The 17582-nt window shown below is 42.5% G+C and carries 18 protein-coding genes; all 18 read left to right on the top strand.

What is annotated here, in order from left to right:
• Window positions 1–264 precede the first annotated feature (264 nt).
• The 18 genes from Q0R57_RS00360 (at window position 265) to Q0R57_RS00275 (ending at window position 17548) form a co-directional block, all read left to right on the top strand.
• Entirely contained in the window at window positions 265–1452 is a 1188-nt protein-coding gene (locus Q0R57_RS00360; protein WP_294742719.1) for an NAD-dependent epimerase/dehydratase family protein, read from the top strand.
• A gap of 76 nt (window positions 1453–1528) precedes the next feature.
• Window positions 1529–1960: a DUF3791 domain-containing protein gene (locus Q0R57_RS00355; RefSeq protein ID WP_294742717.1), complete on the top strand. Its 432-nt coding sequence runs from the start codon at window positions 1529–1531 to the stop codon at window positions 1958–1960.
• Window positions 1954–2439, top strand: a complete 486-nt coding sequence (locus Q0R57_RS00350; RefSeq protein ID WP_294742715.1) for a DUF3990 domain-containing protein — start codon at window positions 1954–1956, stop codon at window positions 2437–2439. The genes Q0R57_RS00355 and Q0R57_RS00350 overlap by 7 nt, the downstream gene beginning before the upstream one ends.
• A 756-nt stretch (window positions 2440–3195) precedes the next feature.
• Complete coding sequence (locus Q0R57_RS00345) at window positions 3196–3489, top strand: nucleotidyltransferase family protein (RefSeq protein ID WP_294742713.1); 294 nt, start codon at window positions 3196–3198, stop codon at window positions 3487–3489.
• Entirely contained in the window at window positions 3482–3829 is a 348-nt protein-coding gene (locus Q0R57_RS00340; RefSeq protein WP_294742710.1) for a DUF86 domain-containing protein, read from the top strand. The genes Q0R57_RS00345 and Q0R57_RS00340 overlap by 8 nt, the downstream gene beginning before the upstream one ends.
• Before the next feature lie 265 nt (window positions 3830–4094).
• Window positions 4095–4568 carry a hypothetical protein gene (locus tag Q0R57_RS00335; protein WP_294742707.1) on the top strand — a complete coding sequence of 158 codons (474 nt, stop codon included), beginning with the start codon at window positions 4095–4097 and terminating at the stop codon, window positions 4566–4568.
• A 336-nt stretch (window positions 4569–4904) separates the two neighbouring features.
• The gene (locus Q0R57_RS00330) at window positions 4905–5198 is read left to right on the top strand and encodes a hypothetical protein (RefSeq protein ID WP_294742705.1); all 294 of its coding nucleotides are present in this window, start codon (window positions 4905–4907) and stop codon (window positions 5196–5198) included.
• On the top strand, window positions 5195–5512 hold the full coding sequence (locus Q0R57_RS00325; RefSeq protein WP_294742702.1) for a hypothetical protein: 318 nt from the start codon (window positions 5195–5197) through the stop codon (window positions 5510–5512). The genes Q0R57_RS00330 and Q0R57_RS00325 overlap by 4 nt, the downstream gene beginning before the upstream one ends.
• A gap of 1098 nt (window positions 5513–6610) precedes the next feature.
• Complete coding sequence (locus tag Q0R57_RS00320) at window positions 6611–7675, top strand: AAA family ATPase (protein WP_294742698.1); 1065 nt, start codon at window positions 6611–6613, stop codon at window positions 7673–7675.
• Window positions 7672–8391 (top strand): hypothetical protein, encoded by a 720-nt coding sequence (locus Q0R57_RS00315; protein ID WP_294742696.1) that lies wholly within the window; start codon window positions 7672–7674, stop codon window positions 8389–8391. The genes Q0R57_RS00320 and Q0R57_RS00315 overlap by 4 nt, the downstream gene beginning before the upstream one ends.
• Before the next feature lie 219 nt (window positions 8392–8610).
• Window positions 8611–9486 carry a DUF2806 domain-containing protein gene (locus Q0R57_RS00310; protein ID WP_294742695.1) on the top strand — a complete coding sequence of 292 codons (876 nt, stop codon included), beginning with the start codon at window positions 8611–8613 and terminating at the stop codon, window positions 9484–9486.
• A 440-nt stretch (window positions 9487–9926) separates the two neighbouring features.
• Window positions 9927–11054, top strand: coding sequence for a hypothetical protein (locus tag Q0R57_RS00305; RefSeq protein WP_294742692.1), 1128 nt, complete (start codon window positions 9927–9929; stop codon window positions 11052–11054).
• Between the two features lie 122 nt (window positions 11055–11176).
• Window positions 11177–12352 (top strand): UDP-N-acetylglucosamine 2-epimerase (non-hydrolyzing), encoded by a 1176-nt coding sequence (gene wecB, locus Q0R57_RS00300; RefSeq protein ID WP_294742690.1) that lies wholly within the window; start codon window positions 11177–11179, stop codon window positions 12350–12352.
• A gap of 62 nt (window positions 12353–12414) precedes the next feature.
• Entirely contained in the window at window positions 12415–13638 is a 1224-nt protein-coding gene (locus Q0R57_RS00295; RefSeq protein ID WP_294742688.1) for a nucleotide sugar dehydrogenase, read from the top strand.
• 372 nt (window positions 13639–14010) lie between these two features.
• On the top strand, window positions 14011–14541 hold the full coding sequence (locus Q0R57_RS00290; protein WP_294742686.1) for an NUDIX hydrolase: 531 nt from the start codon (window positions 14011–14013) through the stop codon (window positions 14539–14541).
• Between the two features lie 12 nt (window positions 14542–14553).
• A complete protein-coding gene (locus tag Q0R57_RS00285) occupies window positions 14554–15693 on the top strand; it encodes a DegT/DnrJ/EryC1/StrS family aminotransferase (RefSeq protein ID WP_294742684.1) in 1140 nt (379 codons plus the stop codon).
• Entirely contained in the window at window positions 15693–16904 is a 1212-nt protein-coding gene (locus Q0R57_RS00280; RefSeq protein WP_294742681.1) for an ATP-grasp domain-containing protein, read from the top strand. The genes Q0R57_RS00285 and Q0R57_RS00280 overlap by 1 nt, the downstream gene beginning before the upstream one ends.
• Window positions 16901–17548: a hypothetical protein gene (locus Q0R57_RS00275; RefSeq protein WP_294742679.1), complete on the top strand. Its 648-nt coding sequence runs from the start codon at window positions 16901–16903 to the stop codon at window positions 17546–17548. The genes Q0R57_RS00280 and Q0R57_RS00275 overlap by 4 nt, the downstream gene beginning before the upstream one ends.
• The last annotated feature ends 34 nt before the right edge of the window (window positions 17549–17582 follow it).

Below are 17582 nucleotides of genomic sequence, written 5' to 3'. Positions count from 1 at the left end.
GCCAAACTTGTTTGAGCTATGTCGAGCGTGAGCAGACTAGACCGAAGGTCAATGGTGAGTGGTGAAGGCTGCGAGTAAGCGAGTGCAGAGTGATGCTTGCATCGACTCTGTCGAGCGTGAGCAGACTAGACCGAAGGTCAAGGAGAATAGATAAAATCTGTGAGATCTGTGATATCTGTGTGACCTAATCATGGTCAAAGGTGCGATGAAGAAACCAATCATGCCGGCTGAGTATAGGCCGCAAAATAAAAAAACAGAAAATAAATGGAAAGAATCAATCTGAATGGAAAAACTATTCTTGTGACAGGGGCGGCTGGGTTCATTGGTAGCAACCTGGTGAAGCGCCTGTTCAAGGACCTGGATAATGCAACCATCGTTGGCATCGATAATATGAACGATTATTACGATGTCAGCCTCAAGGAGTGGCGCCTTAAGGAAATAGAGACCCTCCTAAATCCTCCCTGTTTAGGGAGGACTTCAGACCTTCCCCCTAAGCAGGGGGATAAGAGGGGGTCTTTTGTCTTCATTAAGGGCGATATCGCCTCAAAGGAGACTGTCGACAGCCTCTTCAGCCAGTACAAGCCTCAGGTGGTGGTAAACCTTGCTGCCCAGGCCGGTGTGCGCTATTCTATCACTAATCCCGATGCCTACATTCAGAGCAATCTCATTGGTTTCTACAATATTCTCGAGGCCTGCAGACACTCGATGGATGAAGTAAGATGTAAGAAGGAAGATGTGAATGCTCAGCCATCAGCCATCAACCATCAGACATATCGTGGCGTGGAGCACCTGGTGTACGCCAGCAGCAGCTCCGTGTATGGCGGCAATAAGAAGGTGCCCTTCTCTACCGACGACCGCGTGGATAACCCCGTGAGCCTTTATGCAGCCACCAAGAAGAGCAACGAGCTCATGGCCCATTGCTACTCCAAGCTGTATAACATCCCCTCTACAGGCCTGCGCTTCTTCACCGTCTATGGCCCTGCCGGTCGTCCCGATATGGCCTACTTTGGCTTTACCAACAAGCTGTTGAAGGGCGAAACCATCCAGATATTCAACTATGGCAACTGCCGCCGCGACTTCACCTATGTAGATGATATCGTTGAGGGCATTGTCCGTGTCATGGCAGGCGCCCCTGAACGCAAGAAGGGTGAGGATGGCCTGCCCATTCCTCCCTATGCCGTTTATAACATCGGTGGCGGCCAGCCCGAGAACCTGCTCGACTTTGTTACTATCCTTCAGGAGGAGCTTGTCCGTGCCGGCGTGCTGCCCCAGGACTTTGACTTCGAGGCCCACAAGCAATTGGTTGCGATGCAACCTGGTGACGTGCCTGTCACTTATGCAGATAGTACGGCTCTGGAAAGAGATTTTGGCTTTACGCCAAAAATCACCTTACGCGAGGGCCTCCGCCATTTCGCTGAATGGTACGCTGAATTCTACGGAACAAGAAGCTAAACAGCACTTATGAGGTTGTCTTTCGTTGGGGGTAGAATACACATCATACATCCGACATCTCTCATCCATCTCCATTATGGGCGTTTACGAAGAACAGATAGTTCCAATCAAGATATCGCGGTTGGCAGAATATGTGTCCCAGAGGAAGCGTATTGCTCTGGAGGAAGCCCTTGTGTACATATATTCCAATCCCATGTACGACCGGTTATATGACGAAGGAGCCAAGTGGTGGTATCTTAGCACCGAGGCTCTCTACGATGAGTTTGAGTCAGCGCGCAATGCCGAGAGTAAGAAAGTGACGCATGAGGAGTTCGAGTTCTATACTTATTGCTTAGAGAAATATGCTTTGGCAAAAGGCCTTACAGGTCTTCAGGCTCTTGCCTTGTTGAAGCGCTACGATGCAGATGATTATCTGATAGACCATTACGACCTTCTTCATACACAAGGCACGGGTTATGTGATTGACGAGTTGGATCGCTTTATTCAGAGGAGAAAAAAGAGATGCTAGTGTTTCATGGTTCAAATGTTGAGGTCCGCAAGCCCAGCCTTCGTAAGAGCAGGAAGAAGACAGATTTTGGCCGCGGTTTCTATACAACTACCCAGAAGGAGCAGGCTGAGCACTGGACCTCCATAAAGATAGACAGGGCAAAGACAGGCCGGAGAATCGTGTCTGTTTTTGAGGTGGACGACAGTCTTCTGACAAATCCCGAGTTGAATATTCGCGAGTTTCACGGGCCCGATGAGGCCTGGCTAAACTTTGTGGTTGACAGTCGTAAAGGTGTTGAGCACAATTATGACCTTGTATTTGGTCCTGTGGCCAACGATAAAGTGTTCACCGTAGTGAATCTTTATGAGAGTGGCGTCCTGGATGCCCCTGCCGCTATTTCTGAACTCAAGGCCTATAAAACCTACAACCAACTCTCCTTCCATACGCCTCGTGTCATTAATGCCTTGCGTTTTGTGGAGAGTTACGTTGTAAATGACTAAAATATAATCATTATCTCTCTTAGAGATTCGTGCTCGAAAACGAATCTCCATCAAATCCCTCAGCCCTCTTCCATCATACATCCGACATCTCTCAGCCTTCTTCCATCAGCCTTCAGCCATCTTAACGACATTCATCAGACATCCCTCAGACATCTAATTGCACTGTCCTTTGTCACCTCAATTGGAGAGTAGTTGGAGAGTAGTTGGAGAGTAACTGGAAATTAGTTCACATTTAAAAACATTGGTAGATAATGGTTTTGTGAAGCCTTATGGTGGACTACACGACCCAGGAAGAACCTATTCTATTATAACAAAAGAAAATGAATAGAAAGCTGGGAATTCGTAAGGAAGAATAACAGCAGAAGATAACATTTTACTTCATAAATCACGGGAGTCATAGTTTCTATGATTCCCGTTCTTTTTTTCTTTTTGATGTTTGAATAACGCAGTTATGTGATAATTGGTAGGACTTAGGCTTAAGAACTCGTTCTTAAAGACAAAGGCATAGCATTTATCACTAGAGCTCTATAGGAGCTCCAAACACAAAAAGTGTTTTTCCAGTTTTTTTCGCTATAATAAAATCTGTGCTATCTGTGGAATCTGTGTGACCTTAAAAAACATGTTTATCTGTGTGCCCTTTAAATATTTCTGTGCTTTCTGTGATATCTGTGTGACAAAATTTTGCGAATATCAATAATTCTTCCTATCTTTGCACCCGAAATAGGTCGCAAGACTCTACAGTAGAATAATTTGGATATGAAAAAAGAGACAATTAAGAAACGTTTATTGGCATTGAAGACGCCACTGATGGCAGTGGGTGTCTGTCAGTTGGGATTGTTCGGATCCACTGTACGTGGTGAGAACACGCCTAAGAGCGATATAGACATTCTGATTGACTTCAACGCTGGTGAGGAAACATATCTCAATTATATCAATGCCTGTAACCTGCTTCAGGATGCCTTTGGCAAGACGAAGCTTGATGTTGTCACGAAGAAGGGCCTTAGCCCCTATATCGGTGAGACCATTCTTAAAGAAGTAGAGTATGTATAAGTCGTATATACCATATCTTCAGCATATCCTCGACGAATGTCTCTATATACGTTCGGTGATAACCCCTGAAATGCAGCAAGACCAGTTTTTAAGGGATGAAACCTTGAAGCGGGCAGTTACTCGTAGCCTCTCTATCATTGGTGAAGCCACGAAGAAGATTCCTGCTGATGTGAAATATGCTTGGCAGAGCATTTCTTGGCGTGAGATGGCGGGTATGCGCGACAGACTTGTTCATGATTATATGGGAGTCAACTATTATATTGTCTGGGATGTGGCCAAGAATATCATCCCTTCGCTTACCGGGCAAATAGAAGAAATCCTCCGCTCTAATAATCCGTAACCGTCGGTTTTTTCTTTTTGATGTTTGTAATAACGAAGTTATGTGATAATTGGTAGGACTTAGGCTTAAGAACTCGTTCTTAAAGACGGAGGCATAGCATTTATCACTTAAGCTCTATAAGAGCTACAAACACAAAAAGTGTTTTTCCCGTTTTTTTTCGATATAATAGAATCTGTGTTATCTGTGATATCTGTGTGACAAAATCTTGCGAATATCAATAATTCTTTTTATCTTTGCACCCAAGAACCAAAACAACGATAGAATTATGACTCAACTCAACGATAAAGACCGCAAGGCCCAAATGGCGGATATGAAGTCGTTCGACGAGGAGATGCCCTCAATTGGCATCTTCTGGTACGACCCTCAGGATCACACGCTGTTTGGCGTTGGCAAGAAGGAAATTACCCCACGCGAGGTAGAGGAGGCAGCCCAGAAGGGCGTGCCCTTTATTAACTATCCTCGCTTGCATCGTCAAGTTTGGATGAAGGAATACTTCAAGGCTCAGGCAAAGCATGTCCCCTCTAAGTTCACGGGCGACTATACCCAAGTTCCTCGTGGGCGTGTGGCTTGGAATATCGACAAGTTCATTGTGCTCGTTGGCCATTGGGCTGAGCCTGTGCAGGAGGAGCTCTCGCAGTTGATTGAGGATACCTTCCACTTGCCGTACTTCGAGTTCGTGTATGACGAGCACTGGGATCTTGGCCATGGCTGGAGTGGCGATATGCCAGGTACACGCTAAGCCCCGAGAGGACAAGTAAGGGTAAAACATATAATTCCCAATCCGTGAGATCTGTGTCATCTGTGTGCCCTTAAGATATTATTATTCTAATTATTCCTAATTATTCCAATTCGTTTCTTAGTTTAAAACATTTCTTTTATTTCCATCATTTCTGCGGGACAATTAGAAATCTGTGTAATCTGTGATATCTGTGTGACCTTATCATGGTTAAGGGTGAAAGGTGAAGGGTGACGGGGGAATAGAAAAAATCTGTGCTTTCTGTGATATCTGTGTGACAAAATTTGCGAATATCAATAATTCTTCCTATCTTTGCACCCAAGAAACAAAACAACAACTATGTGTACAGTTAGTGTAAAGGTTGATGAGGCTGTGCTGCGGGAGATGATGCCGGAGCTGGATAGCAATATGGCAATCCATTTGTGGGTCCAGAAGCTGGTAGATGAACATGTCCAGCAGTTGCGCAAGATGCCGCAGAGCGACTTGATTCCTGATGATGTGTGCCGTGAAATCTGGCAGGAGGTAGAGGAAGAGAATAAGGATGTGGTTTCTGATGAAGAAGAAACCATAGACCTTGAGACTTTTCGTGCTGATCTGCATCAGATGATAGAAGAGGTGTATGCCGAGCCATGATGAAGTATCGTTACAAGATTAAGCCTCTGGCTCAGCGTAAGATACGCTCTTTTTACTATAATGTGGCCAAGAAGTATAGACATACTTACTCTAAATGGTTGATGCACAGGAATATCGATGCTGCCGTTGATGCCATGTTCCAGATAGAGAATGGCCTTTTGAGGCGCAAACCTACGATAGCAAGGTGGAAAGGCTACCACATGGCCAACACCGACAAGTGGTACTTCGCCTACACTATTGACAATGATACTATTACGGTTGTGGATGCCTGTCACGCTCAAAACATGAGGAGCAGCGAGAGCAATGACAAATGAATTTGATCATTGCCGAGTCGCGTCTCATGTCGACATAGTCAACATGAAGGCTGCGAGTAAGCGAGAGCAATGACGAGAGCTCGCTCTCAGGCATTGCCGAGCGGTAGCAGGCTCGACGAAGTCAAGGCTGCGATTAACTGAGAACAGAGAGGTTTTTTAGCGAAGCGTTGTTTTTTCTTTTTGATGTTTGTAATAACGAAGTTATGTGATAATTGGTAGGACTTAGGCTTAAGAACTCGTTCTTAAAGACAAAGGCATAGCATTTATCACTAGAGCTCTATAAGAGCTACAAACACAAAAAGTGTTTTTCCAGTTTTTTTTCGATATAATAGAATCTGTGTTATCTGTGATATCTGTGTGACCTTTAAAAATATTTCCGTGCTTTCTGTGATATCTGTGTGACCTAATAAAAAACCTCTTTTCCGTGTGGAGTTTCAACTTTTTATTATTTTTTAAGAGAAATCTCAAAATAAATTAGTATCTTTGCACCCGAAACAGGTCGCAAGACCCTAAAAACAGGTGATTCTGCCGTCGGAAGATGGCCCTCTTTTGTGTTGGTTATTCGGGACTCCGCAAGCGCAGATGAGCTCATTGGTAAGCCTAATAAGCTTATAATCAATTCGTTATGTTCGCTAAATCACATTTTGCGAACAAGGAAAACCAATGTCTGTACGCAAGAAGTCTGATGGCTGATGTCTGAAGTCTGATGGAAATATTTCTTTTATTTCTTTTCTTTCTGCGGGACATTTAAGTTATCTGTGCTATCTGTGGTATCTGTGTGACATAAGAAAAAACATGTCTTCCCTGCGACCTTAGAAATAATCTGTGTCATCTGTGTTATCTGTGTGCCCTTATCATGGTCAATGGTGAGTGGTGAAGGGTGACGGGAGAATAGAAAATAATCTGTGTCATCTGTGTGATCTGTGTGACCTAATAAAAAACCTCTTTTCCGTGTGGAGTTTCAACTTTTTATTATTTTTTAAGAGAAATCTCAAAATAAATTAGTATCTTTGCACCTAATAACATCCGTCGCGTCAAGCGTTGTAAGCGTGTGGTTGTAGAGATTGAAAACTGAAATAACAAGTAACAAAGTTTAAAATGAAGATAACGTCGTTTGAATATAGTGATTACAGTTGGGCGCTTGATAAAGTGTCCTTTGGTAATCTTAATTTGATAGTCGGCAGGAATGCTGTCGGCAAGTCCAAGACGTTGAATGCTATTATCTTGTTTGTCAGATTCCTAAATGGTGATGTTAATGCAGCGACTCCTTCACATTGGTGTAAGGTGGAGTTCGTGACGGATGATAACACGATTTTGACGTATGGCTACGATTATACAGACAATGTAATCACCGATGAAACACTTTATAGAGGCACAGATAAGATTATTTCCAGAAACAAAGAACATGCTTTTATAGGCAATACAGAGGTAAATCCTCCAGCTAATAAGTTGTGTGTTCAATCTCAGCGGGATACGAAGAATTATCCGGAGTTTGAGTCTATCATGCAGTGGGCAGAGAAGTTGAAAGGCTATTCTTTCAGTGAATTGTCTTCTACTAAATCCTATGAAATCCCAAGTCTATTTAATGAAAAGATTAATTTCTCAGATATGTATGAGAAGATTTATCAAATAGAGGAAAAGAGGGATTTTGTAATCAGCAAGATGAAGGAACTGGATTATGAGATAGACTCAATTGAACCCTTCAAGATTTCCGATAAGTTTAATATAGTGATAGTAAAAGAACATGGAGTGAATACTCCTTTGTACTCAGCCCTGTTATCTAATGGAATGCTTCGTGTGTTATATATCTTTGCTTATATGGCATACCTTTCTACCGAGCAGGGAGCTAGGACATTGCTTGTGGATGATCTTGGTGAGGGACTTGATTTCAGTAGGTCTAGTAAATTGAGTAAGATTATCTTTGATTATTGTGAGGCGCATGATATCCAGTTGATTGTTACTTCAAACGATAATTTCCTGATGAATGCAGTCAATTTAGATTACTGGGTAATATTGCAGCGTGATGGTGAACATACAACAGGCATTAGTAAGAAAACTCATCCTGATATGTTCCTGAAGTTTAAGAAGATGGGACTGAATAATTTCGATATGCTTAGTACTGACTTCATATACAGATATCTTGAGAAAGCTAAGGAAGTATGAAGGTTGCCATATATGTAGAAGGAATAACTGAGGCAGGCTTTGTTTATCAGTTGATAGGCGAGAAATACCAATGGGACTGGACGAAGGTACAGATAGAATGTTTGAACTTAGACCCTCAGGATGCAGCAAATGACCTTAGAGATTTCGGAGCTGATGATGCACCTGACTATTTCTTAATTTATGATTCGGGTTCTGATACATCGGTTGTTTCTGATATTCGTGGAAGATTCCAAGGTCATATGGACCAAGGCTTTGATAAAGTAGTAGGTTTAAGAGATGTATATAGCGAAAGTTATATCAATCTGTATGGCAGACATCTTGATCAACAGAATATTGCGGATTTTATTAAGGATATACAAGAACCATTTGAAGAATTAGATAACACAGGCTTTATTCGTGTTCAATTTGCAGTCATGGAGACAGAGGCTTGGTTGTTGGCTTTGAGCGATGTTTTTCAGAAGATAGATAGTAGTTTAGATGCTGATGGCTTGATAACTAAAGCTAGCGTTGATGTGAATCGTGATCCTCAGACAGAATATTTTCATCCATATGCAAAACTGGAAGACATTTTCAAATCGGTAGGTAAAAGCTATAGTAAGCATTGGCGTGAGATTAAAGAGATAGTCTTTAAGTTGAATCAATCGGACTTCGAAGCGTTGTATAATTCTGGGAAATGTAAGTCATTCCGCGAATTCTATGATTCTGTATTCTTTTGAGACAACAAATGTCTGAAGTTGGATTCTTATTCCTCTTGACGATAGGAATAGTGGGGGAGATGGAAAGCCGTAAGAGACAATAGGGTTTTGTTCTAATGAATCTGCTCTGACAGTCGCGAAAGCTATTTTGCATTTTTAACCTAGTTTTCCCAATATATGCAACACCTTAGGAATGTGCAAGCGAATAATAAAGGAACATATTAATAATTAGTATTGAGTATGGCAATTGATGAGAGGGAAGAAGAGAAAGAAAGCAAATCATTGTTTACGATGGACATAAAAGATTTGGCAGGACTCAGTGAGCCCCTTAAGCGAGTGATTGATTGCCTTGATAAAGGCATCAGTTCCTTAATGCATCCGTATGTGTTCAAAAGGGACGAACGAGCAAAAATGGTGATTGAGCAAGAGCGTTCAAGTCAGAATGCAATAATTGCTTTTAAGGAGGCAATGGCTCAGGATATGATTAATGTTGCTAGAACTTCAAGAGATCGTAACGAACTCCATAATATTGCTGAAATATATGGAGGAGCAATGGCAGAGTTCCAAGGCATTGACCCGTCAAAGTTGCCTGCTACTTTACCAAGTGATGAATGGTCTGCTCACTTCTATGATTGCGCAAAAGATTGTTCTGATGATGAGATACGAGTAATCTGGTCAAAGATACTTGCTGGAGAGATTAAATCACCTGGAAAGTATTTCAAACGAACTCTGACATATCTTAAGCAGTTAGAGAAGCATGAAGCAGAGTGGTTTGTGAACCTCTGTAAATACACGTTAGAAGATGCTTATATACCATATTTCGTGTTACAAGACGAAATTCTCCCTATGAATCAATATCAGTCTTTGGTGGATTGCGGATTTCTTAATTCGAGTGATTGTCAAGTGGTTTTTGACAAGGATGTTGTTCTTAAAATGAAAGGATGTAGCCTCAATTTGGAAGTTGGAGATAATCCTTATCACATGAAAGTGATGACATTTACTGATACGGGTATGCAAATATGTGGATTGGTAAATGTGGAAACAGACATGACTTTTGCACAAAGTCTTGTGGATAAAATAAATAGCAGTAAATTGGCAAAGGCGACCCTTCTATAGATGGGGGTCATGACAAGTTGGATTTATTACGTAAAGCCCTACCTACCTTCAAACATGATAGACGTGGAGGGGTTAAGAAACACCCTCAAAGAGTGTCCTATTGAAATAATTGTAAGATGAAATAATATTGCTCTGTGTGACAATAGATAATTCGTGTAATCCATGCAATTCGTGTTCGAAAAGGACCTTACGAAAACTCGTACTTCAGATCTGAGGTTCCATACATGACAGAAGCCTGTCTCCTGACAATGAAGTGATAATATCTGCACCATCTGTGGAATTTGCGATACAATAAAATAGTTATCTGTGGTGTTAAATTCATTTTCTGCTATTTCCTTTATTTGACTTTCCCTTCGGCTGTCGAGCTATACCTTCAGCGGGACTTGAAACAATATATAAAGATAGCAATCCAATAAAGGGGAGCAATATAAATTAATGCTATGACCGACAAGGAGCATTATCAGCAATTACTTGACAAAGTCTTTGGAACAGGATTCGTTCAGATACCCAATGACCGAATGTCAAATAACATAATAGGGGCATTAAATTATAAAGGCGATTTTGATGAGTTCAAAAAGAACTTTGAGGATCGCCTGGTGAGGCTGAAAAACAAATTCTCAGGAACGCCCTCTTTGGCCCATCTCAAAACAACGTTGAAAGAGGTGGCAAATGGAAAGAATGCTAACTATACGGGTGCCTATGCAGAACTACCAGCATTTGACACCTTGCAAAATAACATCCTCACTCAGCCCATAGAGATGGACAAGAATATTGCAGGTGTACAATCACTTGCTTCCAAATTCCCCAATAGAAGCAATACAAATGCTGATGGCTATATACCCGAGTATGATGTATATTTTGATATTAAGCGTTTAGCTGATATTTCAAGGCAACTCTTTGATGATATCATAAGAAAAGCAATAGAAAAAACAGGTGTTTCTAATTATCTGATAGCAGCAGAATATGACATAGATTCTGATTACAGGGATTATGAAAGTAACTACGGTAAGTTGTTGAATGAGTTATGTACTGAGTTGAAAACGAACCATTCAACGTATCAGAGTAAGGTTTGTAATGTATTGTTCAGAATCAAGGATAAAGGGATTGTAGGAACAACAAGCTCATACAATTCAGAGATTCATGCAAAGCATATTCTGCATCAGATGTTTAAATATTCGGATAAGTTCCTTTTAGATAAGCCTTTCTTCTTGGTGATGGTTTTGTTTCCTTGGTATAACAATATAATCACTGAATTTTCTGGAATGAACAAAAAGTTTTATGAGAATCTTTCTGATAGTTTCTTTAACGGTTATAAAGGGAAATCAGACCTCATGAATACACTATTACCAACTTATCTAGGTAATGAAACAATTTTTGAGGTTACAAGGAAGGTGACGGGAATTATATATATTGAAGACAAAAGCATACTTGGTGATGGAGGCAATCTGACACAGACCAGTACCTTCGTATATTTGAATTCCAATGCTGATAACAAAGCGCCCCAGATGCAGACCTATTTGCTATCATTAGCAAACTCTAATGCAAAAGGATGCCTTCAATGGATTTGACAACCCAATTTTTTTACGACAAATAATTATTTACTGACAGGAGCTAGGCTCCTGACAACAAAGAAATAATTTCTGTGATATCTGTGTGACTTAAATAATAAAATATATTTCAGTGTAACGATATGAAAAAAGTAATGTTAGTGTTTGGCACTCGCCCAGAGGCCATTAAGATGTGCCCGCTGGTAAAGGAGTTCCAGAAACACCCCGATGAGTTTGAAACCATAGTATGCGTTACGGGACAGCACCGCGAGATGCTGGACCAGGTACTCACCATATTCGATGTCAAGCCCGACTATGACTTGAACATCATGAAGCAGGGGCAGGACCTCTACGATGTCACTGCCCGTGTGCTCACGGGTATGCGTGATGTATTTAAGGAGTGCAAGCCTGATGTTGTTTTAGTTCATGGTGATACTACAACAAGTACAGCTGCTGCCTTGGCAGCTTTCTACCAGCAGATACCTGTTGGTCATGTAGAAGCTGGCTTGCGCACTCATAACATTTACTCGCCTTGGCCCGAGGAGATGAACCGCCAGATTACTGGCCGTATTGCTACATACGACTTTGCCCCTACACCTCTCAGTGAGCATAACCTGCAGGAGGAGAAGGCCCAAGGCCAGATCTTCGTTACCGGTAATACCGTTATCGATGCCCTCCACATGGTGGTTGATAAGCTCAAGACCGACAAGGCTCTGGCTGACGAGCAAATCAATGTGCTGAAGGATGCTGGTTACGATGTCACCCGTCTGGATGGTGGTAAGAAGCTGGTGCTCATTACCGGACATAGAAGAGAAAACTTTGGTGATGGCTTCATTAGCATGGTAACAGCCATGAAGGATCTCAGCGAGAAGTATCCTGAGGTAGATTTCGTTTACCCTATGCACCTCAACCCGAATGTGCGCAAGCCCATTCACGAGGTGTTTGGTGAAGACCTTACCCGCCCCAATTTCTTTTTCATTGAGCCCCTGCAGTACTTGGAGTTCGTTTACTTGATGGAGAAGAGTACCGTTGTACTCACCGACTCAGGCGGCATTCAGGAAGAGGCCCCAGGCCTTGGTAAGCCAGTGCTCGTAATGCGCGACACCACAGAGCGCCCCGAGGCGCTGAAGAGTGGCACAGTGCATCTCGTTGGCACAAACCACGACCTCATTGTAAACGAAGTAAGTACTCTCCTTGATGATGCAGTAGCTTACGAGAAGATGTCCAAGGCCGTCAACCCTTATGGCGATGGCAAAGCCTGTAACCGCATTGTTCGTGCCCTCAACGGCGAAGCCGTAGATCGTTACGAAGTACAATAAATGACAGGAGCTTGGCTTCTGCCAAAACGAATGAGAAAATAAGAATTAAATTCAATAGTAATATGATTAACGTAATTGGACTGGGCTATATTGGATTGCCCACAGCATTGATGATGGCTTCTCACGGTGTGGAGGTCATTGGTACAGACTACAACAAAGAGTTGGTGAACACACTGAACGCTGGCAAGACCACCTTCAAGGAGGACGGTCTCGACGAGCTGTTTGCTGCTGCCGTAAAGGCCGGCATCAAGTTTACCACCGAGTATCAGAAGACTGACATGTACATCGTCAGCGTTCCTACCCCTTACGACAAGTTCTCGAAGAAGGTGGACGCTTGCTATGTGGTGGCAGCCGTCAAGGAAGTGATGAAGGTGTGCCCCAAGGGCGCTACCGTAGTCGTTGAATCTACCGTCAGCCCCGGCACTATCGACAAGTTCGTGCGTCCTGTCATCGAGGAGAACGGCTTTAAGATAGGTGAGGACATCAACCTCGTTCACGCCCCTGAGCGTATCATCCCCGGCAACATGGTGTATGAGCTGCTGCATAACAACCGCACCATTGGTGCCGACTCTAAGGAGATTGGCGAGAAGGTAAAGCAGTACTATGCCAGCTTCTGCCAGGGCGAGATTGTCGTTACCGACATCCGTACCGCAGAGATGACCAAGGTGGTTGAGAATACCTATCGTGCCGTGAACATCGCTTTCGCTAATGAGCTCTCTCGTATCTGCCGTCACGACAATATGGACGTGTACGAGATCATCAAGATCTGTAACATGCACCCCCGTGTAAACATCCTGCAGCCCGGTCCTGGCGTTGGTGGCCACTGCATCAGTGTTGACCCTTGGTTCCTCGTGGGCGACTATCCCCAGCTGGCTAAGGTGATCGACGAGTCGATGAAGACCAACGACTATCAGCCCGTGTTTGTGCTGGAGCGCATCCATGAGATTATGGAGGAGCACAATATAACGGATAATCGGAGAGTCGGATTATACGGACTTACGTACAAAGAGAATGTGGATGACATCCGTGAGAGCCCCACACTCCAGATGCTCGACATTCAGGAGCGACACTTAGCTCGCCCCTTGAAGACCTTCGATCCCTTCTTCACCCAGAAGGAGATAGTGAAGAACCAGATTCTGGACTTCGACCAGTTCTTGGACGAGGTCGATATGGTGGTGATTATGGTGAAGCACGACCACATCAAGCAGAATTGGGATAAGCTGAAGGGTAAGGTTATTCTGGATTGCCATAATATTTGTCCACTTGAAGGAGTATATCATATTTAAGGCATAAGAAACCAAAGGAAGTGCATTTTGCCCCCCCCCCCTTGGTTTCTCTATATAGGTGTCGCTCACATCTTCGAAGAGAGCGGATTTTTTAATAATGACAAAAGCAAGGCTTCAGTAATAAGAAGCAAAAATGCAATTTAACAGTTAACAATTAACATTTTAGGTTTAACTGTGTTTGACTTAGTACATGAATCCTGAACGCCGAAGGGGTCGCGGGCGAAACGCAAGAAGGTTTAGCTCGACGGCCCGAAGGGGAAAGTCAACGAAGTGGCAAATATGAAACCATAAGGGCGGGTTTCCCGCTGGTCTCTCATAAAATAAAGGTTCAATAACAGCGGGTCCGTACCTTTGCTAAAGCAGATTCTTAATGTGAATTGGAAAGTAATAGAAAGCTCCTATCCTTTTGAATGCCCTTGGCTACGGATACGTAAAGATCATGTACGTATGCCATCTGGGATGGAGATACCTGATTTCTACGTTGAAGAACTATCGGACTGGGTAAATGTTATTGCTATAACCAATGATGGTAAGTTCTTGGTAGAAGAACAATACCGGCACGGTATAGGTCGAATCTGCTTCGAATTATGCGCAGGCATTGTTGAGAAGGACGAGAGCCCTACGGAAGCAGCAAAACGGGAACTTCTTGAAGAAACAGGATATACAAGTGACGAATGGACTGCTTTTGGATGTTATGCACCGAATACAAGTGGTTGTAACAATTGCTGCTATACATTTATTGCAACCAATCTGAAAAAGGTCGCAGAACCAAAATTAGATAAAACAGAAGAAATAAAATTTCATTTATTGAAGGAAGAAGAGATAAAAGAATTGATGCTGGATGGGCGCATGACTGAAGCTGTGATGTTGGCTCCGCTCTGGCGATACTTTGCAAACAAATAAATATTGAAAATTATGGCATACAAAATTCCTCTTTTTAATCTGAACTTCGACGAGCGCGAGGCTCAGGCAGCGTATGATACTATTAAGTCGGGTTGGATCTCTACAGGCCCGAAGAATGCTGAGTTAGAGCAGATGTTTATTGATATGTGGAAGGTGAAGTATGCAGTCTCAATGTCGAACTGCACCGATGCCCTTCACGTGTGTTGTATGGTTTGTGGCTTTGGCCCTGGCGATGAGGTGATTTGTCCCTCACTGACCTTTGCTGCTTCTTGCAACTGCATCCGTTATGTGGGCGCAACACCTGTGTTTGCAGATATTGTTGGCCCAGACCACATCAACATTGATCCTGCAGACATTGAGCGTAAGATTACTCCAAAGACCAAGGGTATTGTTGTAGTTCACATGGCTGGTTTCCCAGCTAAGATGGATGAGATCATGGCTATTGCCAAGAAGCACAACCTCAAAGTGGTTGAGGATGCTTGCCACGGCCCACTCTCTGAGTACAAAGGCCAGAAACTCGGCACTATTGGCGATTGTGCCGCATTCAGTTTCTTCTCAAATAAGAATATCTCTACTGGTGAAGGTGGTATGTTCATCACCAACAACGAGGAAATGGAGAAGAAAGCCCGTCTGATTCGCTCTCACGGTATGAGCACCATGAGCTACCAGCGTGCCAGCGGTCATGCTACAGAGTATGACATCACCTGCTTGGGTTATAACTTCCGCATGGACGATATTCGTGCAGCCATTGCTATTGAGCAGTTGAAGAAACTTCCTGGCGATTTGGAAACACGTTTGAAGGTGCGCAAGCAGTATGTTGACCGTCTTTCGAAGATTGAGGGTGTTGTAGTACCGTTTGCTGATAATACTGAGTTTGTCAGCAACTATATCCTGCCTGTTGTTTTGTTGAACAGCACTAAGGAGTATAGAAACAAGGTGCGTGAGTATATGCATGCAGCAGGTGTTCAGACTTCTGTTCACTATCCCGCAGCACATAAGTTCTCTACCTATAAGGAACTTGGAGCTGTGTTGCCACAGACAGAATATGTGACAGATAATGAGGTGACGTTGCCTATGTATGCAGCTCTAACCCCAGAGCAGATTGACTTTATCTGCGATACGTTTGAAAAGGCAGTAAAGGAGTGTAAGTAATGTATCAGAACAAGAAATCAGTTCTTATCTTTGGAGTTGGCCCGTTGCAAGAATCTATCATTGCGAGAGCCAAGAAAATGGGACTTTACACTGTTGGCATAGATCCTTGTGAGGATGCAACTTGCAGAGATTGTGTCGATGCCTTTGAGGTGGTGCCTGGCCAAGACTATGAGGGGCATTGTGCTGTTATTGAGAAGTATGGCATTGATGCCATTGTTACTGCCGCAACGGACAAACCCCTCGTAATGATGGCAAGTATTGCTGAGAAATACGGTTTCCCGTTCTATTCAGTTGAGACAGCCCAATGGAGTACCGATAAGTTCCAGATGAAGGAGCGTTTTGAACTTGGTGGAGTTCCTCATGCACAAGGTCGTCTTATCTCCAAAGTGGAAGAAGCAGAGGGTTTGGTGTTCCCTGTAATTGTGAAGCCAAGAGATAATTCTGGTAGTCGTGGAGTAAAACTCTGTAGGGATAAAAATGAACTTCAAATCAGTATAGATGAGGCTTTGGAAAATTCCAAGTTAGATACCGTATTGGTAGAAGAGTTCATTGAAGGTCCTGAATATAGCATCGAGAGTTTGCATCACGATGGTAAGAGTGAGGTGATTCAGTTCACTGAGAAGAAAACCACAGAGTTTCCTTACAATGTAGAGTTAGGTCATATCCAGCCGGCTAATATCTCTGATGAGAATAAGCAAAAGATTCGTGAAATCATTTCTAAGATAGGAAAAGCACTCAACTTTGAAAATTGTCCTTCTCATACAGAACTGAAGATAAACGACCGTGGCATCTTTGTCATTGAAACCAGCCCTCGACTGGGAGGTGACTATATCACTTCAACCTTGACTCCCCTTTCTACGGGAGTAAATCTTGAAGATGAATTACTGAAGATTTCTTTGGGTGAAGTAATAAATCCCTCCCCCAAAGCAGTGCAATACTCTGGTGTTCGCTTTTTCGCGTTTGAGGAGGGTAGTGTTATTAAGCATGTTCCGAACGAAGAGTTTGTAAAAGGCTGGCCACATGTGGTTGATTTCTCTTTTACGCTAAAAGAAGGTGATAAGGTAAATCGTATCACATCAAGTTTAAACAGATATGGTCAACTGATTCTACAAGCAGGTAATAGAGATGCTATTGAAGAGGCATTTGATAAGTATGAGAAAGTTATCACAGATGATTGTTTGAATTATAATATAAACTATTTAGAAAAATGAGTGAGAAGAAACGATTAACAATAATAGGAACAAAAGAATTCAGCGAACAGATTATTGACTTTGCAATTAAAACAGGAGAGTTTGAATTTGTTGGCTATTTTGATGACCTTGTAGAGGCGGGAACTATAATTAATGGGAAGCCAGTCCTTGGAAAGGTTGAAGATGCTATTGACCAATATAGAAATGGGTCTTTTGACTGTATTTTTGAAGGAATTGGCTATACAAGATTTGATTTGCGTGAGTATTATTATAAAATGCTTAAAGGAAAAGTTCCTTTTGCCAATATCATAATGCCATCAGCAAAGATAGCAACGGGCGTAAAGCTTGGAGAAGGTATCTTTGTCGGAGGCACAACGGTTATAGATAAAGGAAGTGTTATTGAAGATAACGTTTTTATTCATGGTGCTTCAACCATTGGTCATGAAAATCATGTAGGTTCTCATACGTATTTTTCTGGTCGTTTTAATTCTGCCGGTTTTACAAATATTGGTGAGAGGTGTTTTTTTGGTATTTGTTCGTGTGTTTCCGATCATATTACAATTTGTGATGATGTATGGATAGGATTAGCCTGTGTGGTTATTAAAAACATTAAGGAACCAGGAAAATATATGTCACCAGCTGCAAAATTGTATAAGATAGAATAGTATATCATTATTTTTTAATCTATTAAATTTTTAC

This window comes from uncultured Prevotella sp. (genome assembly GCF_946407605.1).
Classification (GTDB): domain Bacteria; phylum Bacteroidota; class Bacteroidia; order Bacteroidales; family Bacteroidaceae; genus Prevotella.
Note: the sequence above shows the minus strand (reverse complement) of the source record. Positions and strands in the feature narration are given on the sequence as shown.

Coding starts and splice junctions, on each gene's coding strand:
- Q0R57_RS00360 (WP_294742719.1), top strand. CDS start 265: ATGGAAAGAATCAATCTGAATGGAAAAACTATTCTTGTGACAGGGGCG.
- Q0R57_RS00355 (WP_294742717.1), top strand. CDS start 1,529: ATGGGCGTTTACGAAGAACAGATAGTTCCAATCAAGATATCGCGGTTG.
- Q0R57_RS00350 (WP_294742715.1), top strand. CDS start 1,954: ATGCTAGTGTTTCATGGTTCAAATGTTGAGGTCCGCAAGCCCAGCCTT.
- Q0R57_RS00345 (WP_294742713.1), top strand. CDS start 3,196: ATGAAAAAAGAGACAATTAAGAAACGTTTATTGGCATTGAAGACGCCA.
- Q0R57_RS00340 (WP_294742710.1), top strand. CDS start 3,482: ATGTATAAGTCGTATATACCATATCTTCAGCATATCCTCGACGAATGT.
- Q0R57_RS00335 (WP_294742707.1), top strand. CDS start 4,095: ATGACTCAACTCAACGATAAAGACCGCAAGGCCCAAATGGCGGATATG.
- Q0R57_RS00330 (WP_294742705.1), top strand. CDS start 4,905: ATGTGTACAGTTAGTGTAAAGGTTGATGAGGCTGTGCTGCGGGAGATG.
- Q0R57_RS00325 (WP_294742702.1), top strand. CDS start 5,195: ATGATGAAGTATCGTTACAAGATTAAGCCTCTGGCTCAGCGTAAGATA.
- Q0R57_RS00320 (WP_294742698.1), top strand. CDS start 6,611: ATGAAGATAACGTCGTTTGAATATAGTGATTACAGTTGGGCGCTTGAT.
- Q0R57_RS00315 (WP_294742696.1), top strand. CDS start 7,672: ATGAAGGTTGCCATATATGTAGAAGGAATAACTGAGGCAGGCTTTGTT.
- Q0R57_RS00310 (WP_294742695.1), top strand. CDS start 8,611: ATGGCAATTGATGAGAGGGAAGAAGAGAAAGAAAGCAAATCATTGTTT.
- Q0R57_RS00305 (WP_294742692.1), top strand. CDS start 9,927: ATGACCGACAAGGAGCATTATCAGCAATTACTTGACAAAGTCTTTGGA.
- wecB (WP_294742690.1), top strand. CDS start 11,177: ATGAAAAAAGTAATGTTAGTGTTTGGCACTCGCCCAGAGGCCATTAAG.
- Q0R57_RS00295 (WP_294742688.1), top strand. CDS start 12,415: ATGATTAACGTAATTGGACTGGGCTATATTGGATTGCCCACAGCATTG.
- Q0R57_RS00285 (WP_294742684.1), top strand. CDS start 14,554: ATGGCATACAAAATTCCTCTTTTTAATCTGAACTTCGACGAGCGCGAG.
- Q0R57_RS00280 (WP_294742681.1), top strand. CDS start 15,693: ATGTATCAGAACAAGAAATCAGTTCTTATCTTTGGAGTTGGCCCGTTG.
- Q0R57_RS00275 (WP_294742679.1), top strand. CDS start 16,901: ATGAGTGAGAAGAAACGATTAACAATAATAGGAACAAAAGAATTCAGC.